Source organism: Kocuria flava, assembly GCF_001482365.1.
In the GTDB taxonomy this organism is placed as follows: domain Bacteria; phylum Actinomycetota; class Actinomycetes; order Actinomycetales; family Micrococcaceae; genus Kocuria; species Kocuria flava.
The window spans coordinates 2481717-2501158 of the sequence record NZ_CP013254.1; the positions used below are offsets into that span (position 1 = coordinate 2481717).

Here is a 19442-nt window from a genome sequence, read left to right on the forward strand (position 1 = left end):
GCCGGGCTCAGACGACGATGTTGACGAGCTTGGGGGCGCGCACGATCACCTTGCGGATCTCGGCGCCGTCCAGCTGCCGGCGCACGGCCTCGGAGGCCAGGGCCAGCTCGCGCAGCTCGTCCTCGCCGATGCCGGCCGGGACCTCGAGCCGGTCGCGGACCTTGCCGCGGACCTGGACCACGGCGGTGACGGTGTCCTCGACGAGCAGGGCGGGGTCGACCTGCGGCCAGCCGGCGACGACGACGGAGCCCTCGTGGCCCAGGGCGTGCCACATGTCCTCGGCGGTGTAGGGGGCGACCAGGGACAGCAGGACCGCCACGGCCTCCGTGCCCTCGCGCACGGCCGGGTCGGCGGGGCCGCACCCGGAGTCGACGGCCTTGCGCAGGACGTTGACGAGCTCCATGGTCTTGGCGACGACCACGTTGAACTTCCCGGCGTCCAGCAGCTGGGCGGCGTCGTCGACGGCGCGGTGGGCGGCCCGGCGCACGGTCCCGTCCCCGCCGGCGGGGTCGGTGCCGGGGGCGGAGGCGACGTCCTGGGCCAGGCGCCAGGCGCGGGCCAGGAACTTCTGCGCCCCGGACGGGGAGACGTCGGCCCAGTCCACGTCGTCCTCCGGCGGGGAGGCGAAGACCATGGTCAGGCGCACGGCGTCGACGCCGTACGCGTCGAGCTGCTCACCGAGGTCCACGCCGTTGCCCAGCGACTTCGACATCGCCCGCCCGCCGTTGAGCACCTGGCCCTGGTTCAGCAGCGCCTTGAACGGCTCGGTGAAGTCCACCAGGCCCATGTCGTGGAGGACCTTGGTGAAGAACCGGGAGTAGAGCAGGTGCAGGATCGCGTGCTCGACCCCGCCCACGTACTGGTCCACGGGCAGCCACCGGCGGGTCTGCTCGGGGTCGAACGCGGCGGTCTCGTCGTTCGGGGAGGCGAAGCGCAGGTAGTACCAGGAGGAGTCCACGAAGGTGTCCATGGTGTCGGTGTCCCGCCGGGCGGGGCCCCCGCAGGCGGGGCAGGCGACGCCGACCCAGGACTCGGCCGCCGCGAGCGGGGACCGGCCCTTGGGCGCGAGCTGCTCCCCGCGCAGGTCCTCGGGCAGGCGCACGGGCAGCTGGTCCTCCGGCACGGGCACCTCGCCGCAGTCCGGGCAGTGCACGATCGGGATGGGCGCGCCCCAGAAGCGCTGGCGGGAGAGCAGCCAGTCGCGCAGCCGGTAGTTGACCTGCCGCCGCCCGGTGCCGGCGGCCTCCACGAGGCCGATGGCGGTCTCGATCGCCTCGGCCTTGCCCAGCCCGTCCAGGGCCCCGGAGTTGATCAGGGTGCCCTCGCCGGTGGTGGCGACCCCGGTCACGGCCGGGTCCTCCTCGCCGGTGTCCAGGACCGCGCGCACGGGCAGGCCGAAGGTGCGGGCGAAGTCGAGGTCGCGCTGGTCGTGGGCGGGCACGGCCATGATCGCCCCGGTGCCGTAGTCGGCCAGGACGTAGTCGGCGGCCCACACCGGCAGCTTCTCCCCGGTGAGGGGGTTGACGGCGTGGCGGCCCAGGAACACCCCGGTCTTGACCCGGTCGGTGGCCTGGCGCTCGATGTCCGACAGCGCCTTGACCTGCTCGCGGTAGGCGGCCAGCTCCGCGGCGTGCTCGGGGGCCACCAGCTCCTCGGCGAGGTCGGCGTCGGCGGCCACGACGAAGAACGTGGCGCCGTGGAGGGTGTCGGGGCGGGTGGTGAACACGGTCACGTCCCGGTCGCCGCCGTCGGCCCCGGCGCCCTCGACCGCGAAGTGCACGTGGGCGCCCTCGGAGCGCCCGATCCAGTTGCGCTGCATCGCCAGGACCCGCTCGGGCCAGTGCCCCTCCAGCTGGGCCATGTCCTCGAGCAGCCGGTCGGCGTAGTCGGTGATCTTGAAGTACCACTGGTTCAGGGCCTTCTTCGTCACCGGCGTCCCGCACCGCTCGCAGGCCCCGTCGACGACCTGCTCGTTGGCCAGCACCGTCTGGTCCTGGGGGCACCAGTTGACCGGGGAGTTCTTCCGGTAGGCCAGGCCGCGGTCGAAGAACTGCAGGAACAGCCACTGGGTCCACCGGTAGTACTCGGGGTCGGAGGTGTGGATCTCCCGGGACCAGTCGGCGCTGATCGCGTAGCGCTGGAACGAGGCCTTCTGCGTCTCGATGTTCGCGTAGGTCCACTCCGCGGGGTGGGCGTCGCGCTTGATCGCGGCGTTCTCGGCCGGCAGCCCGAAGGAGTCCCACCCGATCGGGTGCAGCACGTCGTAGCCGCGCTGGCGCCAGTAGCGGGCGACGACGTCGCCCATCGCGAAGGCCTCCGCGTGGCCCATGTGCAGGTCCCCGGAGGGGTAGGGGAACATGTCCAGCACGTAGCGGCGCTCGCGGGAGCCGTCGTCGAGCGGCTCGAAGACCCGCTGCTCGGCCCAGAAGGCTGGCCACCGCTGCTCGATGGCCCGGAAGTCGTAGCCGGTGGTCTCGGTCGTGTGCGGGTGTTCGGTCACGGTCCTCGCCTTCGCGCTCGGGGGACCGGCCCGGCCCGGGTCGCGGGCCGCCCGGTCGCGTGGGCGGCGCCCGGGCCGGACGGGACGGCCCGGGCGCGCGCCGACGGTGTCAACGGTGGTGGAATCCGTCCCATCCTAGCCCAGCGCCCCGCCCGCGGGCCCCGGGCCCGGGGCCCGCGGGCGGGGCGGGCAGCCGCTACCATCGGGGGCGTGCCGACCTCCGCCCCGCCCACCGCCCGGGCCCGCGAGCTCGTCCTCGACGGGCGCCGCGTGCGCTACTGGTGCCACGGCCCCGACGACGACGCCCTGCCCCCGCTGCTGCTCGTGCACGGCTTCCGCGGGGACCACCACGGCCTGGAGCTGCTCGCCCGCCGGCTGGGCCCGCACCGGCGGGTCGTGGTCCCGGACCTGCCCGGCTTCGGCCGCAGCGAGCCCCTGCCCCGCCGCCCGCACGACGTCCCCGCCTACACCGCCTTCCTGCACCGCTTCCTGGCCGCCCTGCCCGGAGGCCGGCCGGCGGCCGCGGTGCTCGGGCACTCCTTCGGGTCCGTGCTCGCCGCCCACCTGGCCGCCGAACACCCCGCGGACCTGGAGCGGCTCGTGCTGGTCAACCCCATCTGCGAGCCCGCCCTGGAGGGCCCCCGGGCGGTGCTGAGCCGCCTGACGGCCGCCTACTACCGGCTGGGCCGGGCCCTGCCCGAGCCGGTCGGCCGGGCCCTGCTGTCCGGGCGGGCGGTCACCGACGCGATGAGCGCGCTGATGACCGTCTCCCCCGACCCCGCGGTGCGCCGCTGGGTGCGCGAGCAGCACCGCACCCACTTCTCCTCCTTCGCCGACCGCGACGTCGTCCTCGAGGCCTACACGGCCTCCACGACCGGCACGGTCGCCCAGGTCGCCGAGCGCCTCGCCGTGCCCGTCCTGCTGGTGGCCGGGGCCGAGGACGAGCTGGGCTCCGTGGCCGCCCAGCGGCGGATGGCCGCCCGGATCCCGCGGGCGCGGCTGACGGTGCTCGCCGACGTGGGGCACCTGATCCACTACGAGGCCCCGGAGGTCACCGCCGCCCTGGTCCGGGACTTCCTGGGCCCGGCCGGGGGACGCCCGTGAGGCTGCTGCTCGACGCCCGCTACACCCGCCCCGAGGGCCACGACGGGATCAGCCGCTACGGGGCGAGCCTGATCGGCGCCGTCGCGGCCCTGGCCGCGACGGACCCGGGGCTCGACCCGGCCGTGCTCGTCAGCGACCGGCGCCAGCTGGCCGCGCTGCCGGAGCTGCCGCACGTGCTGGGCCCCTCGCCCGTCTCGGCCGCCGAGGCCGCCACCGGCCTGCTGCTGCGCCGGGTGCGGCCCGACGTCGTGTTCTCCCCGATGCAGACCATGGGCTCGGCCGGGCGCCGGCACGGGCTGGTGCTGACCCTGCACGACCTGATCTACTACGACCACCCCGAGCCCCCCGCCGACCTGCCCCCGGCGGTGCGGGTCCTGTGGCGGGCCTACCACCGGGCGTGGTGGCCCCAGCGGCTGCTGCTGGACCGCGCCGACGCGGTCGTGACCGTCTCGCACACCACCCGGGAGCTGATCGCCGCCCACCGGCTGACCCGCCGGCCCGTGCACGTGGTGCCCAACGCCGCCCAGCCCGGCAGCGTGGTCGACGACGCCACCGCCCTGGCCCGCCTGCCCCACCGGGAGCCCGTGCTGGTCTACATGGGCTCGTTCCTGCCCTACAAGAACGTCGAGACCCTGCTGCGCGCCGCCGCCCGGCTGCCCGATCACGAGCTGCACCTGCTCTCCCGCGTCCCCCCCGCCCGGCGGGCCGAGCTCGAGGCGCGCACCCCGCCCGGGGCCCGGGTCGTGTTCCACGACGGGGTGGGCGAGGACGAGTACCGGGACCTGCTCGCCCGGGCGGCCGCACTGCTGACCGCCTCCCGCGCCGAGGGCTACGGCCTGCCCGTGGTCGAGGCCCTGGCCGCGGGCACCCCCGTGGTGTGCAGCGACCTGCCCATCTTCCGCGAGGTCGCCGGGGACGCGGCCGCCTTCGCCCGGTCCGACGACGACGCCGGGTTCGCCGCCGCCGTGCGCGCCCTCCAGGACCCCGCCCGGGCCCGCGCCCAGGTGCTGGCGGGCCTGGACCGCGCCCGGGCCTACTCCTGGGAGGACTCGGCCCGGCGGCTGCTGGAGGTCGCCCGCGGGGTCCACGCCCGCCGCACGGCCCCCCGCCCGTGACCCGGGGCCGGGCCCGGCCCCGGCCCGGTCCCGCCCCGCCCGCGCGCCCGCCGCGGCGGGTGCGCCCGGGAGGAGGACCCGTGCACGTCGTGGTCTGCGGCGCCGGCACCGCCGGACCGGCCCTCGCCCTGCCGTTGCACCGGCAGGGCGCGGACGCCCCCGTCGTCGAGGCCGCCCCCGGCCCCCGCACCGAGGGCTGGGTGCTCGACTTCTTCGGCCCCGGCCACGCCGCCGCCCGGATGGGGCTGCTGCCCCGGCTGCAGGAGCTCAGCCGGCCCGTGGAGGAGCTCGTCCGGGCCGGGGCACCGCCCTGGAGGCCGACCTGCTCGTGGGCGACGACGGGCTGCGCTCCCGGGTGCGCACGGCCGCCTTCGGCCCGGTCCCGCTGCGGCTGCTCGGGATGCACACCGCGGCCTTCGCCGTCGAGGATCCCGCCCTGCACGCCGCCCTCGGCCGGCGGCTGTGGCTGACCGACACGCTCGACCGGATGCTGGGTCGCTGCGCCCTCGAGGGGGCACGGGTCCCCGTGGTCACCGTCCACCGCACCCCCGCCCCGCGGGCCGACGCCCGCGCGCAGCTGCGGGCGGTGTTCGCCGGGCTGGGCGGGCAGCGCTGCGGCTGCTCGCGCTGCCCGGCGCCGAGCGGCTGCTGCGGAGGCGGCCGGGCGGACCGGATCCACCGGGCGGGGACCTCCCCGCGGCACCCGGCCCGTCCTGAGCACCCCGGCCATCGCCCCGTCAGGGCACCGGCCAGGTGTGCACCGGGGCGTTGCCGTCCATGTGCCCGGCGTAGGCGGCGAGCATCCGGCGCAGGGCGGTGGGCCGGTCGGCGCCGTGGCGCTCGAAGTGCGCCACGGCCCGGGTCTGCCACACGGCCCCGTTGACCCCGGACACGCACCGGCCCTCGACGATCCCCAGGTAGCGCTCGACCACCTCCGGGGCGACCCCCCAGTCCCGCAGCCCCTCGTGGGCCAGGGGCAGCAGGTGGCGCAGCACGAGCTCGTCGGCGCCGACCTCCCCGAATCCGGGCCAGTAGAGCCGGGCGTCGATGCCGTCCCGGGCCGCCCGGTCGAAGTTCTCGGCGCAGGCCGCGAAGCTCATCCGCGTCCACACGGGCCGCTCCTGGCGGGCGAGCACCCGCCCGGCCCCGTAGTAGAACGCGGCGTTGGCCAGCACGTCGGCGATCGTCGGGCCCGCCGGCAGCACCCGGTTCTCCACCCGCAGGTGCGGGCGCCCGGCCACGACGTCGTAGACGGGGCGGTTCCACCGGTAGACGGTGCCGTTGTGCAGCCGCAGCTCGGACAGCTCCGGGGCCAGGCCCGCCCGCAGCGCCGCCGCGGGATCCTCGTCGGAGCACTCGGCCAGCAGCGCCGGGAAGTAGCGCACGTTCTCCTCGAACAGGTCGAAGATCGAGGTGATCCACCGCTCCCCGAAGAACACCCGCGGGCGCACCCCCTGGTTGCGCAGCTCCACGGGCCGGGTGTCCGTGGCCTGGGTGAACAGCGCGATGCGGGTCTCGGCGTGCAGCCGCCGCCCGAAGAAGTACGGGCTGTTGGCGCCCAGGGCCAGCTGCGGGGCGGCCAGCGCCTGCGCGGCGTTCCAGTGCGCGGCGAACTCGCCCGGGGCGACCTGCAGGTGCAGCTGCACGGAGGTGCACGCCGACTCCGGGGCGATGGAGTCGCTCCACGTCGAGACCCGCTCCCCCGTGGGCCCCTCGATCTCCAGGCGGATGTCCTCGCCGCGGGCCACGAAGATCGAGTCGTTGAGCGCGGTGTAGCGGTTGTTGTCGCTGATCCACGGCCGCCGGTAGTGCTCCGGGCGCAGGGTCGGCAGGATCCCGATGGCCACGATCCGGGCCCCCGTGCGCCAGGCCTTCGCGTCGGCGGCGTTGAGCGAGGCCCGCAGGTCCTCCTCCAGCTCCAGGGCCGCCCGCCCGGGCAGGGGCCGCGGGGCCACGTTGAGCTCGATGTTGTACTGCGCGAGCTCCGTCTGGTACTCCGGGTCGGCGATCTCCGCCAGGACCTCGGCGTTGCGGAACGCCGGTTCGAGGTCCTCGTCCACCAGGTTCAGCTCGATCTCCAGGCCCGTCAGGGGCCGGTCGAACTCGAACGCGGTCCCGCCCAGCATCCGCTCGAACACGTCCAGGTCCTCCCGGACCTTCTCCCGGTAGCGCCGGCGCTGCTCGCGCGTGTAGCTGCGGGAGCCGACCTCCTCGCCCACGACCACCTCCGATCCCCGGGCGCGCCCGCGCCCCGTGGACACCAACCAACCACACCGGGGCCCGCGCGCCAACACCCGCCCCGGCGGGGCGCCTCAGAGCAGGTCGGTGACGTCGCAGCGCACCTGCACCGGGGGGTGCTTGCGCAGCGCGGAGGCCTTCGCGCGCGCCGCCCGCAGCCGGCGGGTGACCTCCGCGGCGGGCCCGTAGCCGAAGAACAGCAGCGCCCGGTGCGGGGCGTCCTCCCCCGGCGGGGCGTCCTCCAGCGGTGTGGGGCCCACCACGCGCACGGTGCCCGGCAGCTCGAGGTCGGCCAGGAACGCCGCGACCGCGGCCGCCGGGCCGGTCACCGCCGCCGAGCGCACCGCCGGGGGCAGGCCCAGGGCGTGGCGCTCGGCCAGCTCCCGCTCGGCGTGCCCGGACGGGTCCCAGCGCACGAGCGCCCCGACCACGCCCTCGTGCCCGGCGGTGACGACGACGACGCCGCCGTCGCGGGCCCGGCGCACCAGGGCCGCCGCGTTGTACCACCGGCGCAGCACCTGCTCCGCGGCGCGCAGCGCCGGGCGCATCAGCATCCGGTCCCCGTCCAGCAGCAGCGCGGCCGCGTAGCCGCCCTCGGCCACCGGCTCCGCCCCCGGGGTGGCGACCACGAGGGCCGGGGCCGAGCCCACCGCCGCGCGCACGGTCTCGCCCGAGGAGGCGATCACGGGGACCCGGGGGAAGGCCCGGCCCAGCTCCTCCGCGGTGCGCAGCGCCCCGGCCGCGACCAGCCGCATCCGGGTCCCGCCGCAGGCCGTGCACGCCCACCGGTGGGCCGAGCGCCCGCACCACCCGCAGCGCGGGACCCCGCGGGCGGAGGGCACCCCGAGCGGGCCCTCGCAGGCGGTGCACCGGGCGGGCTCCCGGCAGCGCTCGCAGGCCAGGTGCGGGGCGTAGCCGGCGCGGGCGACCTGCACGAGCACCGGGCCGTGCTCGAGGGCGGCCCGGGCGGCGCGGAAGGCGGCCTCGGGCAGCCGGGCCCGGGCCGCGAGCGGGTCGCGGGCGCTGTGCCAGGAGTCGGCGGTGGCCACGACCCGGGGCATGAAGGCGCGCAGCACGTCCCGTCGCGGGGCCACCCGCCGGGCCCAGCCGGTGGTCACGAGCCGCTGCGCCTCGGGGCTGACGGCGTGGCCGGCCAGCAGCGCGGCGCAGCCCGTGGCCCCGGCGCGCAGCAGCAGCACGTCGCGCACGTGCTGGTAGGGGGCCCGCTGCTCGACGAGGTTCTCGTCGCCGTCGTCCCAGCAGCACACCAGTCCCAGCTCGTCCACGGGCGCGTAGGCGGCCGAGCGGGTGCCCAGCACCACGCGCACCTGCCCGGTGGCCGCGGCCAGGAACGCCCGGTAGCGGGGGGTGGGCCCGTCCTCGGCCTGCAGCCGCACGAGGTGCTCGGCGCCGATCTCGTCGGCCACGGTGTGCTCGAGGCGGGCCAGGGCCTTCTGGTCCGGGACCACCGCCACCGCCCCGCGCCCGGCGCGCCAGGCCGCCCCGATCGCGGCGGCGAGCACGTCCGTCCAGTCGTGGGCGGGGTGGGCGGGCAGCACCTCGGCCACCGCGCGCGGGGAGCCGCCGGCGGCGAGCTGGGCCAGGAAGGCGGGCCCGCCCTCGTAGTCGGCCCACGCGGCGTCGTGGGAGGGGCCGGGGGCCTGCGGGGACAGCCCGGTGGAGCGCTCGGGGGCCTCGGCCAGGCGCTGCTCGACCTCCTTCTCCACGCGCGCCACGCGGGGCGGCACGGCCAGGCGCACGACGTCGGCCGCGCTGCCGGCGCTGCGGGCCGCGACGTCCTCGGCGAGGCGGGCCACGGCCGGGGCCAGGACGGGCAGCGGGGACAGGACCCGGCGCAGCGGCTGCAGCCGCCCGCGCACCTGGGTCGCCGCGGTGCGCTCGAGCACGAAGCCGGTGAGCTCCTGGCCGCCGAAGCCGACCTTCACCCGGGCACCGGGCACCGCGGTCGCGGCCATCTCGGCGGGCACGGCGTAGTCGAAGGCCCGGTCCAGGTGCGGGACGTGGGTGTCCAGCAGCACCCGGGCCACGGGGTCGCGCTCGGCGGTGCGCGGGGCGCCCACGCCCTCGGCCCCGGGCCGGGCCGGCGGGAAGCCCGCGAGGAGGGACAGCTGCCGCGGGGCCTCCGCGGCGGCCGGGTGCTCCTCGCCGGGCACGCTCAGGCCCCGGCGGCCGACCGCAGCTCCTCCACGCGGTCGGTGCGCTCCCAGGTGAACCCCGCCTCGGCGCGGCCGAAGTGGCCGTGGGCGGCCGTGCGGGCGTAGATCGGGCGCTTGAGGTCGAGGTCCTCGATGATCGCCAGCGGCCGCAGGTCGAAGACCTCGCGCACGGCCCGCTCGATGCGCACCGGGTCCACGTGGGCGGTGCCGAAGGTCTCGACGTAGAGGCCCACGGGCGCGGCGCGCCCGATGGCGTAGGCGACCTGGATCTCGGCGCGGTCGGCCAGGCCGGCGGCCACGACGTTCTTGGCCACCCAGCGCATCGCGTAGGCGGCGGAGCGGTCGACCTTGGAGGGGTCCTTGCCGGAGAAGGCGCCGCCGCCGTGGCGGGCCATCCCGCCGTAGGTGTCGACGATGATCTTGCGCCCGGTCAGCCCGGCGTCGCCCACGGGGCCCCCGCGCACGAAGTTGCCGGCGGGGTTGGTGATGATCTCGGTGGCCGACAGGTCCAGCCCGGTCTCGGCCAGGACGGGGTCGATCACGGAGGCGCGCAGGTCCGAGGCGAGCTGGCCCAGGTCGTAGCCCTCGGCGTGCTGGGCGGAGACGACCACGGTGTCCACGCTCACGGGCCGGTCGCCGTCGTAGCCGAGGGTGACCTGGGTCTTGCCGTCGGGGCGCAGCCCGGGCAGCACCGCGGTCTTGCGCACGCGGGTGAGCTGCTCGGAGAGGCGGTGGGCGATCCAGATGGGCGCGGGCATGTACGCCTGCGTCTCGTTGGAGGCGTAGCCGAACATGATGCCCTGGTCCCCTGCGCCCTGGGCGTCGCGGGGGTCGGCGGCGCGTCCCTCGCGCACCTCGAGGGACCTGAAGACGCCCTCGTAGATCTCCGGGGACTGCTCGCCCACGCTGATGGACACCCCGCAGAACTCGCCGTCGAAGCCGTGCACCGAGGAGTTGTAGCCGATGTCGAGCAGCGTCTTGCGCACCACGGAGGGGATCTCCACGTAGCCGCGGGTCTTGACCTCCCCGGCGACGTGCACCAGCCCGGTGGTCACCATCGTCTCGACGGCCACCGAGGACTCGGGGTCCTGGCGCAGCAGCTCGTCCAGGATGGAGTCGCTGATCTGGTCGCAGATCTTGTCGGGGTGGCCCTCCGTGACGGACTCGGAGGTGAACAGTCTCAGGTGCTGGGTCGTCTCGCTCACGGGAGTCCACACTACCCGCCGCCCCGGACGGCACAGCGCCCGCGCGGGGCGGGCGCGGGGCCCGCTCAGCCGGCGGGGACGGCGGCGAGCTCCCGCGCGATGCGGTCCACGAGGCCGCGGGCGACCTCGTCCTTCGTGCCCTCGAGGACCTGCTCGTCGCCGCCGCGGGCGGAGAGCACGGTCAGGGCGGTGGTGTCCTGCCCGAAGACGAGGTCCTCCCCGACCTGGTTGACGGCGAGCAGGTCGCAGCCCTTGCGGGCGAGCTTCTGCCGGCCGAACTCCACGGGTGTGGTCCCCGCCTCCCCGGTCTCGGCGGCGAAGCCGACGACGAGCTGGCGGCGCCGGGCGGTGTTGCGCAGGTCCACGAGCTCCCGCAGGATGTCGGGGTTGCGCACGAGCTCCAGCACCGGGGCGGAGCCGTCCTCGGTCTTCTTCATCTTGGTCTCGGCGACCCGGGCCGGGCGGTAGTCGGCCACGGCCGCGGCCATGACCACGACGTCGGCGCGGGCGGCGGCGCGCACGCAGGCGCGCCGCAGCTGCTCGGCGCTGCCGGCGTGGACGAGCTCGACCCCGGCGGGCGGGGCGACCTCGAGGTGGGCGGCGGCCAGCACGACCTCCGCCCCGGCGTCGCGGGCGGCGGCGGCGACCGCCACGCCCTGGCGCCCGGAGGAGCGGTTGCCCAGGAAGCGCACCGGGTCCAGCGGCTCGCGGGTGCCCCCGGCGCTGACGAGCACCCGCAGCCCGGCCAGGGGGCCCTCCCCACCGCCGGCCCGGGCGGCCAGGCGCAGGGCGGCGTCGTGGATCACCTCGGGCTCGGGCAGCCGGCCCGGGCCCGAGTCGGGGCCGGTGAGCCGGCCCACGGCGGGCTCGAGCACGGTGTGCCCGTGGGCGCGCAGGGCCGCCACGTTGGCCTGGACGGCCGGGTTGAGCCACATCTCGGTGTGCATCGCCGGGGCGAACAGCACCGGCGCGCGGGTGGCCAGCAGCGTGGTGGTCAGCAGGTCGTCGGCGTGGCCGTGGGCGGCGCGCGCGAGCAGGTCGGCGGTGGCGGGGGCGACGACGACGAGGTCCGCGGTCTGGCCCTGGTGGACGTGGTTGACCTCGTCCACGCGGTCGAAGACGTCGGTGCTCACCGGCACCCCGGACAGCGCCTCCCACGTCGGGGCGCCGACGAAGCGCAGCGCGGCGGCGGTGGGCACCGGCACGACCTCGTGGCCGGCCTCCGTGAACAGCCGCAGCAGCAGCGCGGCCTTGTAGGCGGCGATGCCCCCGCCGACGCCGAGGACGACCTTCACGCCGTGCGCCCCGCCCGGGACCGGGGGCTCACTGGTCCTGGAGGTCCCCGGGCTCCCGGCCCGGCTCCTGCGGGGCGGCGTCGGCGGCGTCACCGGCGCCGTCGGCGGGGTTCTCCGTGCCGTCGCCGGGCAGGTCGCCCAGCGGCTCGGGGGCGCCCGCGGAGAAGTCCACGCTCGCGCCGTCGGAGAACGCGGCTCCTGCGGAGAAGTCCTCGTCCTCGGTGCGGGCGAAGAAGTCCGCGCCGAAGACGTCGGCGGCGACGTCCTGCTCGCTCACGAGCTGGCCGTTCTCGGCGAAGCCGGCGTGCTCGACCGGGCGGGCGTCGATCAGGCCCTCGTCGATCTCGCGGAAGGCGATGGACAGCGGCTTCTCGTTGAGCTGGGTGTCCACCAGCGGGCCGACGTACTCGAAGAGCCCCTCGTGCAGCTGGGAGTAGTAGGCATTGATCTGCCGGGCCCGGCGGGCGCCGAAGATCACGAGTCCGTACTTGGAGTCGGACTTCTTCAGCAGGGCGTCGATCGGCGGGTTGATGATGCCTTCGGTGTGGGATGACAAGCGTTCGCTCCAGACGGGTGGACGGGGTTCAGGATGCGTGCTCGGGGTGGCCCCCCATGAGCTGCACCAGTTCGGCGGCGGCGCGCTCGACCCGGTCGTTGACGACGGTGTGGTCGAACTCGGGCTCGGCCGCGAGCTCCAGTTTAGCGGTTTCCAGCCGGCGCCGCTGTTCCTCGGGGGTCTCGGTGCCCCGGCCCACGAGCCGGGCGACCATCTCGTCCCAGCTGGGCGGGGCCAGGAAGACGAAGGTGGCCTCCGGCATGGTCTCGCGGATCTGCCGGGCCCCCTGCAGGTCGATCTCCAGCAGGACGCTGCGCCCGGCGTCCAGCGCGCGCTCCACGGTGGGCCGCAGCGTGCCGTAGCGGTGGGAGTTGTGCACCACCGCCCACTCCAGCATCCGCCCCTCGCGCACCATCTCGTCGAACTGCTCGTCGGTGACGAAGTAGTAGTGCACGCCCTCGACCTCCCCGGGGCGGGGGGCGCGGGTGGTCGCGGAGACCGACAGCCACACCTGCGGGTAGTGGTCGCGCACGTAGGTCGACACGGTGCCCTTGCCGACCGCCGTGGGGCCGGCGAGCACGGTGACGGACGGGCGCGCGGGGCGGGGCGCGGCAGGGCTCACGGATTCTCCTCCTGGACGTGGGGTTCCCCCCAAATCTAGCCCACGCCGGGGCCGCCCCGTCCGGCACGGGCCCGCCGCCACCCCCGCCGGGCCCCGAGGAGGGGCGGGCGGGGGCGCTCAGCGGTCGAAGTGCTCCACGAGCGCCCGGCGCTGGTGAACGCCCAGCCCCCGCAGGCGCCGGGTGCGCGCGATGCCGATCTCGTCCATGATCGCCGCCGAGCGGACCTGCCCGATCCCGGGCACGGACTCCAGCAGGTCCGAGACCTTCAGCCGGCTCACGGCCTCGTCCCGGTCCGCCCGCTCCAGGATCTGCGCCACCGTGAGCGTGCGCTCGCGCAGGCCCTTCTTGACCTCCGCGCGCACGGTGCGCGCCCTCGTGGCCTTCTCGCGCGCGGCGGCCCGCTCCTCGTCGGTCAACGGACGCAGTGCCATGTGGTTCCTCCTCGTCGGCACGGACGGCAGCCCCGTCCCGTCGGAGGACGGACCGCCCGTTTGCAATCGAAACTACATGAGGAACGATGCATTTGGAACCATCCGAACCGCGTCGTGACCTGCGGTGCCGTCCGCCGGCGGGCTCAGCCGAGGGTCTCCGCGAGCTCCCCGGCCGAGCGCCGCACGGCCTCGCGCAGCGCCGGCACGGACGGGCCCTCGCGCAGGATGGCCCGGCTGGAGGTCGCCAGCACCTGCCCGCGGGCGCCGCCGAAGACGGCCGGCAGGTCCTGGGCGCGGGCGCCCTGCGCCCCGTAGCCGGGCGCCAGCAGGGGCCCGCGCACGGCGCGCAGGTCCAGGCCCAGCTCCTCGAGCGCGGGACCGACGGTGGCCCCGACGACCAGCCCGCACGGGCCCAGCCCCGCGCGACCGGCCGGGCCCCCGGACGGGCCGGCGGCGTCCTCCGACAGGCGGGCGGCGTTCTCGGCGGCGGCCGCCTCGACCACCCCCCGGGCGACCGAGCCGGGGGCGCCCGCGTGCTGGACGGCCCGGCCCTCCGGGTTGGAGGTCAGGGCCAGCACGAACGTCCCGCGCCCGGTGCGCGCGGCCAGCTCGAGGGCCGGGCGCAGCGAGCCGAAGCCCAGGTAGGGGCTCAGCGTCACGGCGTCGGCCGCGAGGGGGGAGCCCTCCCCCAGCCAGGCGGCCGCGTAGGCCTCCATGGTGGAGCCGATGTCCCCGCGCTTGGCGTCGGCCACGGTCAGCAGCCCGGCGGAGCGGGCCTGCGCCAGCAGCTCCTCGAGGGCGGCGATCCCGGCGGAGCCGTGGGCCTCGTAGAGGGCCACCTGCGGCTTGAGGGCCGCGGCGTGGCCGGCGGCCGCCTCGAGCACCGCGGCGCCGAAGCGGCGCAGCCCCTCGGCGTCGCGCGGCAGGCCCCACGCCTCGAGCAGGCCAGGGTGCGGGTCCACGCCCACGCACAGCGGGCCGTGGGCGTCCATGGCCGCCCCGAGCCGCGCGCCGAAGGACGCGCGGGCGGGGGCGGGCTCAGGCACCGACGACCTCGGCCGGGCGGGCGGTGAGCTCCGCCAGGCGCTGCTCGTGCTCCTGCAGGGAGGTGACGTCCCACGCGTAGGCGCGCAGGGCGGTGACCGCCTGCAGGGCCGCGCCGAGCACGGAGACCGTGGTCATCATGGGCACCCCCACGCTGGTGGCCGCGGCGCGGATCTCGTAGCCGTCGTGGCGGGCGGCGCCGCCGGCGGGGGTGTTGAAGATCAGGTCGATCTCCCCGTCGGTGATCATGTCCACGATGGTGCGCTCCCCCGGGGCGGCCTCGCGGATCTTGCGCACCACGGTCGAGTCGATGCCGTTGCGCCGCAGCACGGCCGCGGTCCCGGCCGTGGCGAGGACCTCGAAGCCGAGGTCGCGGAACATGCGCACGTAGACGATCGAGGCGCGCTTGTCCTTGTTGGCGACCGAGACGAAGATCCGCCCGCCGGTGGGCAGGGACACGTTCGCGGCGGCCTGGGCCTTCGCGAAGGCGGTGTCGAAGTACTTGTCCAGGCCCATGACCTCGCCGGTGGAGCGCATCTCGGGCCCGAGCAGGGAGTCCACCACGGCGCCCTCGGCGGTGCGGAAGCGGGCGAAGGGCAGCACGGCCTCCTTCACGGCCACCGGTGCGGAGGCCGGCAGGGTCGAGCCGTCGGCGCGCAGGGGCAGGCGCCCCTCCTCGCGCAGCCGGGCGATCGTGGTGCCGGTGCCGATCAGCGCCGCGGCCTTGGCCAGCTGCACCCCCGTGGCCTTGGAGACGAAGGGCACGGTACGGGAGGCGCGCGGGTTGGCCTCGATGACGTGGAGCAGGTCGGAGGCGACGGCGAACTGGATGTTGATCAGCCCGCGCACCCCGACCCCGCGGGCGATGGCCAGGGTCGCCTCGCGCACGCGCTCGACGACGTCGGGACCCAGGGAGATCGACGGCAGCGTGCACGCGGAGTCCCCGGAGTGGATCCCGGCCTCCTCCAGGTGCTCCATGATCCCGCCCACGTAGAGCTCGTGGCCGTCGTAGAGGGCGTCGACGTCGATCTCGATCGCGTCCTCGAGGAACTTGTCGATCAGCGCCGGGCGCGACGGGGAGACCTCGGTGGCGTTCTCGAGGTAGCGGGCCAGGGCCGCCTCGTCGTAGACGATCTCCATCCCGCGCCCGCCCAGCACGTAGGAGGGGCGCACGAGCACCGGGTAGCCGATCTGGTCGGCGATGCGCTTGGCCTCGGCGAACGTGGAGGCGGTGCCGTTCTTGGGCTGGCGCAGCCCGGCCTCCCCGAGCACCCGGGCGAACTCGCCGCGGTCCTCGGCGAGGTCGATCGCCTCGGGGGTGGTGCCGAGCACGGGCACGCCGGCGGCCTTGAGCTGGGCGGCGAGCTTGAGCGGGGTCTGCCCGCCCAGCTGCACGAAGACCCCGAGCAGCCCGCCGGAGCGGCGCTCGGCCTCAACGACCTCCATCACGTCCTCGAAGGTGAGGGGCTCGAAGTACAGCCGGGTGGAGATGTCGTAGTCGGTGGAGACGGTCTCGGGGTTGCAGTTGACCATGACGGTCTCGTAGCCGGCCTCCCGCAGCACGAGGGAGGCGTGCACGCAGGAGTAGTCGAACTCGATGCCCTGCCCGATCCGGTTCGGCCCGGAGCCGAGGATCATGATCGAGGGCTGGTCGTGGGGCCGGATCTCCGACTCCTCGTCGTAGGAGGAGTAGTGGTAGGGGGTGAAGGCCTCGAACTCGGCGGCGCAGGTGTCCACGGTCTTGAACACCGGGCGGATGCCCAGGGCGTGGCGCACGCCGCGGACCACCGCCGGGTCGAGGTGGACGAGGGCCCCGATCTGCTCGTCGGAGAAGCCGTGGCGCTTGGCCAGGCGCAGGGTGCGGGCCGAGAGGTCGGTGTCGGCGGCCACGGCCCCGGCGACCTCGTTGAGCAGCACGAGCTGGTCGAGGAACCAGGGGTCGATGCCGGTGGCCCCGTAGAGCCGCTCCACGGACGCGCCGGCCAGCAGCGCCTGCTGGACCTGCTGGATCCGCTCGGTCGTGGGCGTGCGGGCGGCCTCCACCAGCCGGTCCAGGCCGGCGTCGTCGAGGGCGGGGGGCACGAACGAGAAGGAGGAGCCCTTCTGCTCGAGGGAGCGCATGGCCTTCTGCAGGGCCTCGGTGAAGTTGCGCCCGATGGCCATGGCCTCGCCCACGGACTTCATGGTGGTCGTCAGCGTGGGGTCCGCCGCCGGGAACTTCTCGAACGCGAAGCGCGGGACCTTCACGACGACGTAGTCCAGCGTCGGCTCGAAGGAGGCCGGGGTCTTGCGGGTGATGTCGTTGGGGATCTCGTCGAGGGTGTAGCCCAGCGACAGCTTCGTGGCGATCTTGGCGATCGGGAAGCCGGTGGCCTTGGAGGCCAGCGCCGAGGAGCGGGAGACCCGCGGGTTCATCTCGATGACGACGACGCGGCCGGTGTCCGGCTCGATCGCGAACTGGATGTTGCACCCGCCGGTGTCGACGCCGACCTCGCGGATCACGGCGATCGCGATGTCGCGCAGCTTCTGGTACTCGCGGTCGGTGAGCGTCATGGCCGGGGCCACCGTGATGGAGTCGCCGGTGTGCACGCCCACGGGGTCGAAGTTCTCGATGGAGCACACGACCACGACGTTGTCGTTGCGGTCGCGCATCATCTCCAGCTCGTACTCCTTCCAGCCGAGGATGGACTCCTCCAGGAGCACCTCGGAGGTGGGGCTGTACTGGATGCCGGCGCCGGCGATGCGGTGCAGGTCGGCCTCGTCGTAGGCCATGCCCGAGCCGAGCCCGCCCATGGTGAAGGACGGGCGCACGACCATCGGGTAGCCCAGCTCCTCGGCCGCGGCCAGGGCCTCGTCCATCGAGTGGACGATCACCGACCGGGCCGACTCCGCGCCGCAGCGCTCCACGACGCCCTTGAACTTCTCCCGGTCCTCACCGAGGTTGATCGCCTCGACGTTGGCGCCGATCAGCTCCACCCCGTACTTCTCGAGCACCCCGTTGGCGTCGAGGGCGATCGCCGTGTTCAGCGCCGTCTGCCCGCCCAGGGTCGGCAGCACCGCGTCGGGGCGCTCCTTGGCGATGATCTTCTCGACCACCTCGGGGGTGATGGGCTCGACGTAGGTGGCGTCGGCGAACTCGGGGTCGGTCATGATCGTGGCCGGGTTGGAGTTGACGAGGACCACGCGGATCCCCTCCTCCTTGAGCACCCGCAGGGCCTGCGTGCCGGAGTAGTCGAACTCGGCGGCCTGGCCGATGACGATCGGCCCGGAGCCGATGACGAGAACGCTTGCGATGTCTGTCCTGCGCGGCATGTCAGTGCTGCCCTTCCTGTGCGGCCCCGGCGCCCTGCGCGTCCTGCGCGCCGCGGGGGTCGGCGTTGTCGATGGTGGGGTCGGCGCGGCCGTCCCGGTGGCTGTCCATGAGCTCGACGAAGCGGTCGAAGAGGTAGGAGGCGTCGTGCGGGCCCGCGGCGGCCTCGGGGTGGTACTGCACGGAGAACGCGGGCAGGTCCAGGCAGTTGAGGCCCTCGACGACGTCGTCGTTGAGGCACACGTGGCTGACCTCGACGCGGCCGAACTCCTCCAGCGGCGCCGTCACGGGGCCCTCGAGGGGGGCGTCGACGGCGAAGCCGTGGTTGTGCGCGGTGATCTCCACGCGACCGGTCCGGCGGTCGAGCACGGGCTGGTTGATGCCCCGGTGGCCGAAGACGAGCTTGTAGGTGCCGAAGCCCAGGGCCCGGCCCAGCAGCTGGTTGCCGAAGCAGATCCCGAAGAACGGGGTGCCCGAGCGCAGCACGGCGCGCAGCGTCTCGATCTGGCGCTCGGCCGTGGCCGGGTCGCCGGGGCCGTTGGAGAAGAACACCCCGGAGGGGCGGCGGGCGGCGATCTGCTCCCAGCCGGCGGTGGCGGGCACCACGTGCACGCGCACCCCCCGCTCGGCGAAGCGGTGCGGGGTCATGGACTTCAGGCCCAGGTCCACGGCCACGAGCTCGTGGCGGACCTCCCCCTCCCACCCGTGCTCGGCGGGCTCGACGACGTAGGGCTCGGGGACCGTGACGGTCTCGGCCAGGGCCCGGCCCTCCATCCGCTCGGCGGCGGTCACGGCCGCGACCAGCTCGGCGTCCGGGCGGCGGGCGGCGTCCCCGGAGAAGATCCCGCCGCGCATGGCCCCGCGGTCGCGCAGGTGGCGGGTGATCGCCCGGGTGTCGACGTCCTGGATGCCGACGACGCCCTGCGCGGCCAGCTGCTCGTCGAGGGCGCCCTCGGCGCGCCAGTTCGAGGGGCGGCGGGCGGGGTCGCGCACCACGTAGCCGGCGACCCAGATGCGGCGGGACTCGGCGTCGGCGGCGTTGACGCCGGTGTTGCCGATGTGCGGGGCGGTCTGCACGACCAGCTGGCCCGCGTAGGAGGGGTCGGTGATGGTCTCCTGGTAGCCGGTCATGCCGGTGGAGAACACGGCCTCGCCCAGGGCGGTGCCGAGCGCGCCGTAGGCCCGGCCGCGGAAGACGCGGCCGTCCTCCAGCACGAGCACGGCGGGTTCTGTGGTGGTGGAGCTCACGGTGTCCTCACGTTCGTTCGTGGTTCGGGTCGGGCAGGTGCGGGGGCGCTCAGGCCGGCAGGCCGGGGGCGAGGGCCTCGAGGGCGGCCAGCAGCCGTCGGCGGTCGGCGGCGCGGCGGGTGCGGAAGCCGGTGTCCACGGGGGTGCCGCCGAGGGACCAGGTGAGCACGACGAGCCCGTCGCGCTCGACGAACTTCCCGGCCATCCCGGAGGCCGTGCCGGTCCCGAGCACGGCGGCGGCGGGCACGAACAGCGGCGCCTCGCCGTCGCGGGCGTAGAGCACGCCGTCGTCGTGGACGGCCACGGCGGCGCGGGCGCGCAGGCCCAGCCCGTGGGCGGCGACCCGCTCGAGCGGAGCGCCCTGCAGGGTGGTGCTCACGTACATGCCCGCCACGGCCAGCCGCGGGGTCCGCTCCGCGAGCCCGGCCGGCGGGGCGGGCGGGGCGGGCAGGCCGGCCTGGCGGCGCAGCCGCCCGGCCCATCCCCGGCGGATCAGGACGAACAGGGCGGTGACGACGAGCAGCGTCAGCAGCACGGCGGTCGTTTCGGGACCCATGCGGGCAGCCTCCGGGCGGTGGTGAGGGGCGGACGGGGGG

At 75.6% G+C, this 19442-nt stretch carries 14 protein-coding genes; 2 read left to right on the top strand and 12 right to left on the bottom strand.

Annotated elements, in window-relative coordinates; translation table 11 throughout:
- Positions 1-7: 7 nt before the first annotated feature.
- Complete coding sequence (leuS, locus tag AS188_RS11085; RefSeq protein ID WP_058858905.1) at positions 8-2500, bottom strand: leucine--tRNA ligase; 2493 nt, start codon at positions 2498-2500, stop codon at positions 8-10.
- Positions 2501-2710: 210 nt separating this feature from the next.
- Here leuS and AS188_RS11090 point away from each other — a divergent pair, with 210 nt between their 5' ends.
- A complete protein-coding gene (locus AS188_RS11090; RefSeq protein ID WP_058858906.1) occupies positions 2711-3604 on the top strand; it encodes an alpha/beta fold hydrolase in 894 nt (297 codons plus the stop codon).
- The gene (locus AS188_RS11095; protein WP_058858907.1) at positions 3601-4719 is read left to right on the top strand and encodes a glycosyltransferase family 4 protein; all 1119 of its coding nucleotides are present in this window, start codon (positions 3601-3603) and stop codon (positions 4717-4719) included. The genes AS188_RS11090 and AS188_RS11095 overlap by 4 nt, the downstream gene beginning before the upstream one ends.
- 737 nt (positions 4720-5456) lie before the next feature.
- On the opposite strand, the gene AS188_RS11105 is transcribed toward AS188_RS11095, so the two are convergent.
- The 11 genes from AS188_RS11105 to AS188_RS11155 form a co-directional block, all read right to left on the bottom strand.
- Positions 5457-6938 carry a glutamate-cysteine ligase family protein gene (locus AS188_RS11105; RefSeq protein WP_058859890.1) on the bottom strand — a complete coding sequence of 494 codons (1482 nt, stop codon included), beginning with the start codon at positions 6936-6938 and terminating at the stop codon, positions 5457-5459.
- A gap of 93 nt (positions 6939-7031) precedes the next feature.
- Positions 7032-9131 carry a primosomal protein N' family DNA-binding protein gene (locus AS188_RS11110; protein WP_058858909.1) on the bottom strand — a complete coding sequence of 700 codons (2100 nt, stop codon included), beginning with the start codon at positions 9129-9131 and terminating at the stop codon, positions 7032-7034.
- 2 nt (positions 9132-9133) lie between these two features.
- Positions 9134-10339, bottom strand: a complete 1206-nt coding sequence (gene metK / locus AS188_RS11115; protein WP_058858910.1) for a methionine adenosyltransferase — start codon at positions 10337-10339, stop codon at positions 9134-9136.
- 65 nt (positions 10340-10404) lie between these two features.
- Positions 10405-11634, bottom strand: a complete 1230-nt coding sequence (gene coaBC, locus AS188_RS11120; RefSeq protein WP_058858911.1) for a bifunctional phosphopantothenoylcysteine decarboxylase/phosphopantothenate--cysteine ligase CoaBC — start codon at positions 11632-11634, stop codon at positions 10405-10407.
- Positions 11635-11662: 28 nt separating this feature from the next.
- Entirely contained in the window at positions 11663-12190 is a 528-nt protein-coding gene (rpoZ, locus tag AS188_RS16540; protein ID WP_083529408.1) for a DNA-directed RNA polymerase subunit omega, read from the bottom strand.
- 28 nt (positions 12191-12218) lie between these two features.
- Complete coding sequence (gene gmk, locus AS188_RS11130) at positions 12219-12812, bottom strand: guanylate kinase (RefSeq protein WP_058858912.1); 594 nt, start codon at positions 12810-12812, stop codon at positions 12219-12221.
- A gap of 117 nt (positions 12813-12929) precedes the next feature.
- Positions 12930-13244, bottom strand: a complete 315-nt coding sequence (gene mihF, locus AS188_RS11135; RefSeq protein WP_058858913.1) for an integration host factor, actinobacterial type — start codon at positions 13242-13244, stop codon at positions 12930-12932.
- A gap of 143 nt (positions 13245-13387) precedes the next feature.
- Positions 13388-14290, bottom strand: coding sequence for an orotidine-5'-phosphate decarboxylase (pyrF, locus tag AS188_RS11140; RefSeq protein WP_058858914.1), 903 nt, complete (start codon positions 14288-14290; stop codon positions 13388-13390).
- A complete protein-coding gene (carB, locus tag AS188_RS11145; protein ID WP_058858915.1) occupies positions 14283-17600 on the bottom strand; it encodes a carbamoyl-phosphate synthase large subunit in 3318 nt (1105 codons plus the stop codon). The genes pyrF and carB overlap by 8 nt, the downstream gene beginning before the upstream one ends.
- A gap of 1 nt (position 17601) precedes the next feature.
- Positions 17602-18846 (bottom strand): glutamine-hydrolyzing carbamoyl-phosphate synthase small subunit, encoded by a 1245-nt coding sequence (gene carA / locus AS188_RS11150; RefSeq protein WP_058858916.1) that lies wholly within the window; start codon positions 18844-18846, stop codon positions 17602-17604.
- 49 nt (positions 18847-18895) lie between these two features.
- The gene (locus AS188_RS11155; protein WP_058858917.1) at positions 18896-19402 is read right to left on the bottom strand and encodes a PH-like domain-containing protein; all 507 of its coding nucleotides are present in this window, start codon (positions 19400-19402) and stop codon (positions 18896-18898) included.
- Positions 19403-19442 lie beyond the last annotated feature (40 nt).

Excerpts from the sequence above, each read along its gene's own strand:
- mihF (WP_058858913.1), bottom strand. The coding sequence starts at position 13,244 with ATGGCACTGCGTCCGTTGACCGACGAGGAGCGGGCCGCCGCGCGCGAG.
- carB (WP_058858915.1), bottom strand. The coding sequence starts at position 17,600 with ATGCCGCGCAGGACAGACATCGCAAGCGTTCTCGTCATCGGCTCCGGG.
- AS188_RS11155 (WP_058858917.1), bottom strand. The coding sequence starts at position 19,402 with ATGGGTCCCGAAACGACCGCCGTGCTGCTGACGCTGCTCGTCGTCACC.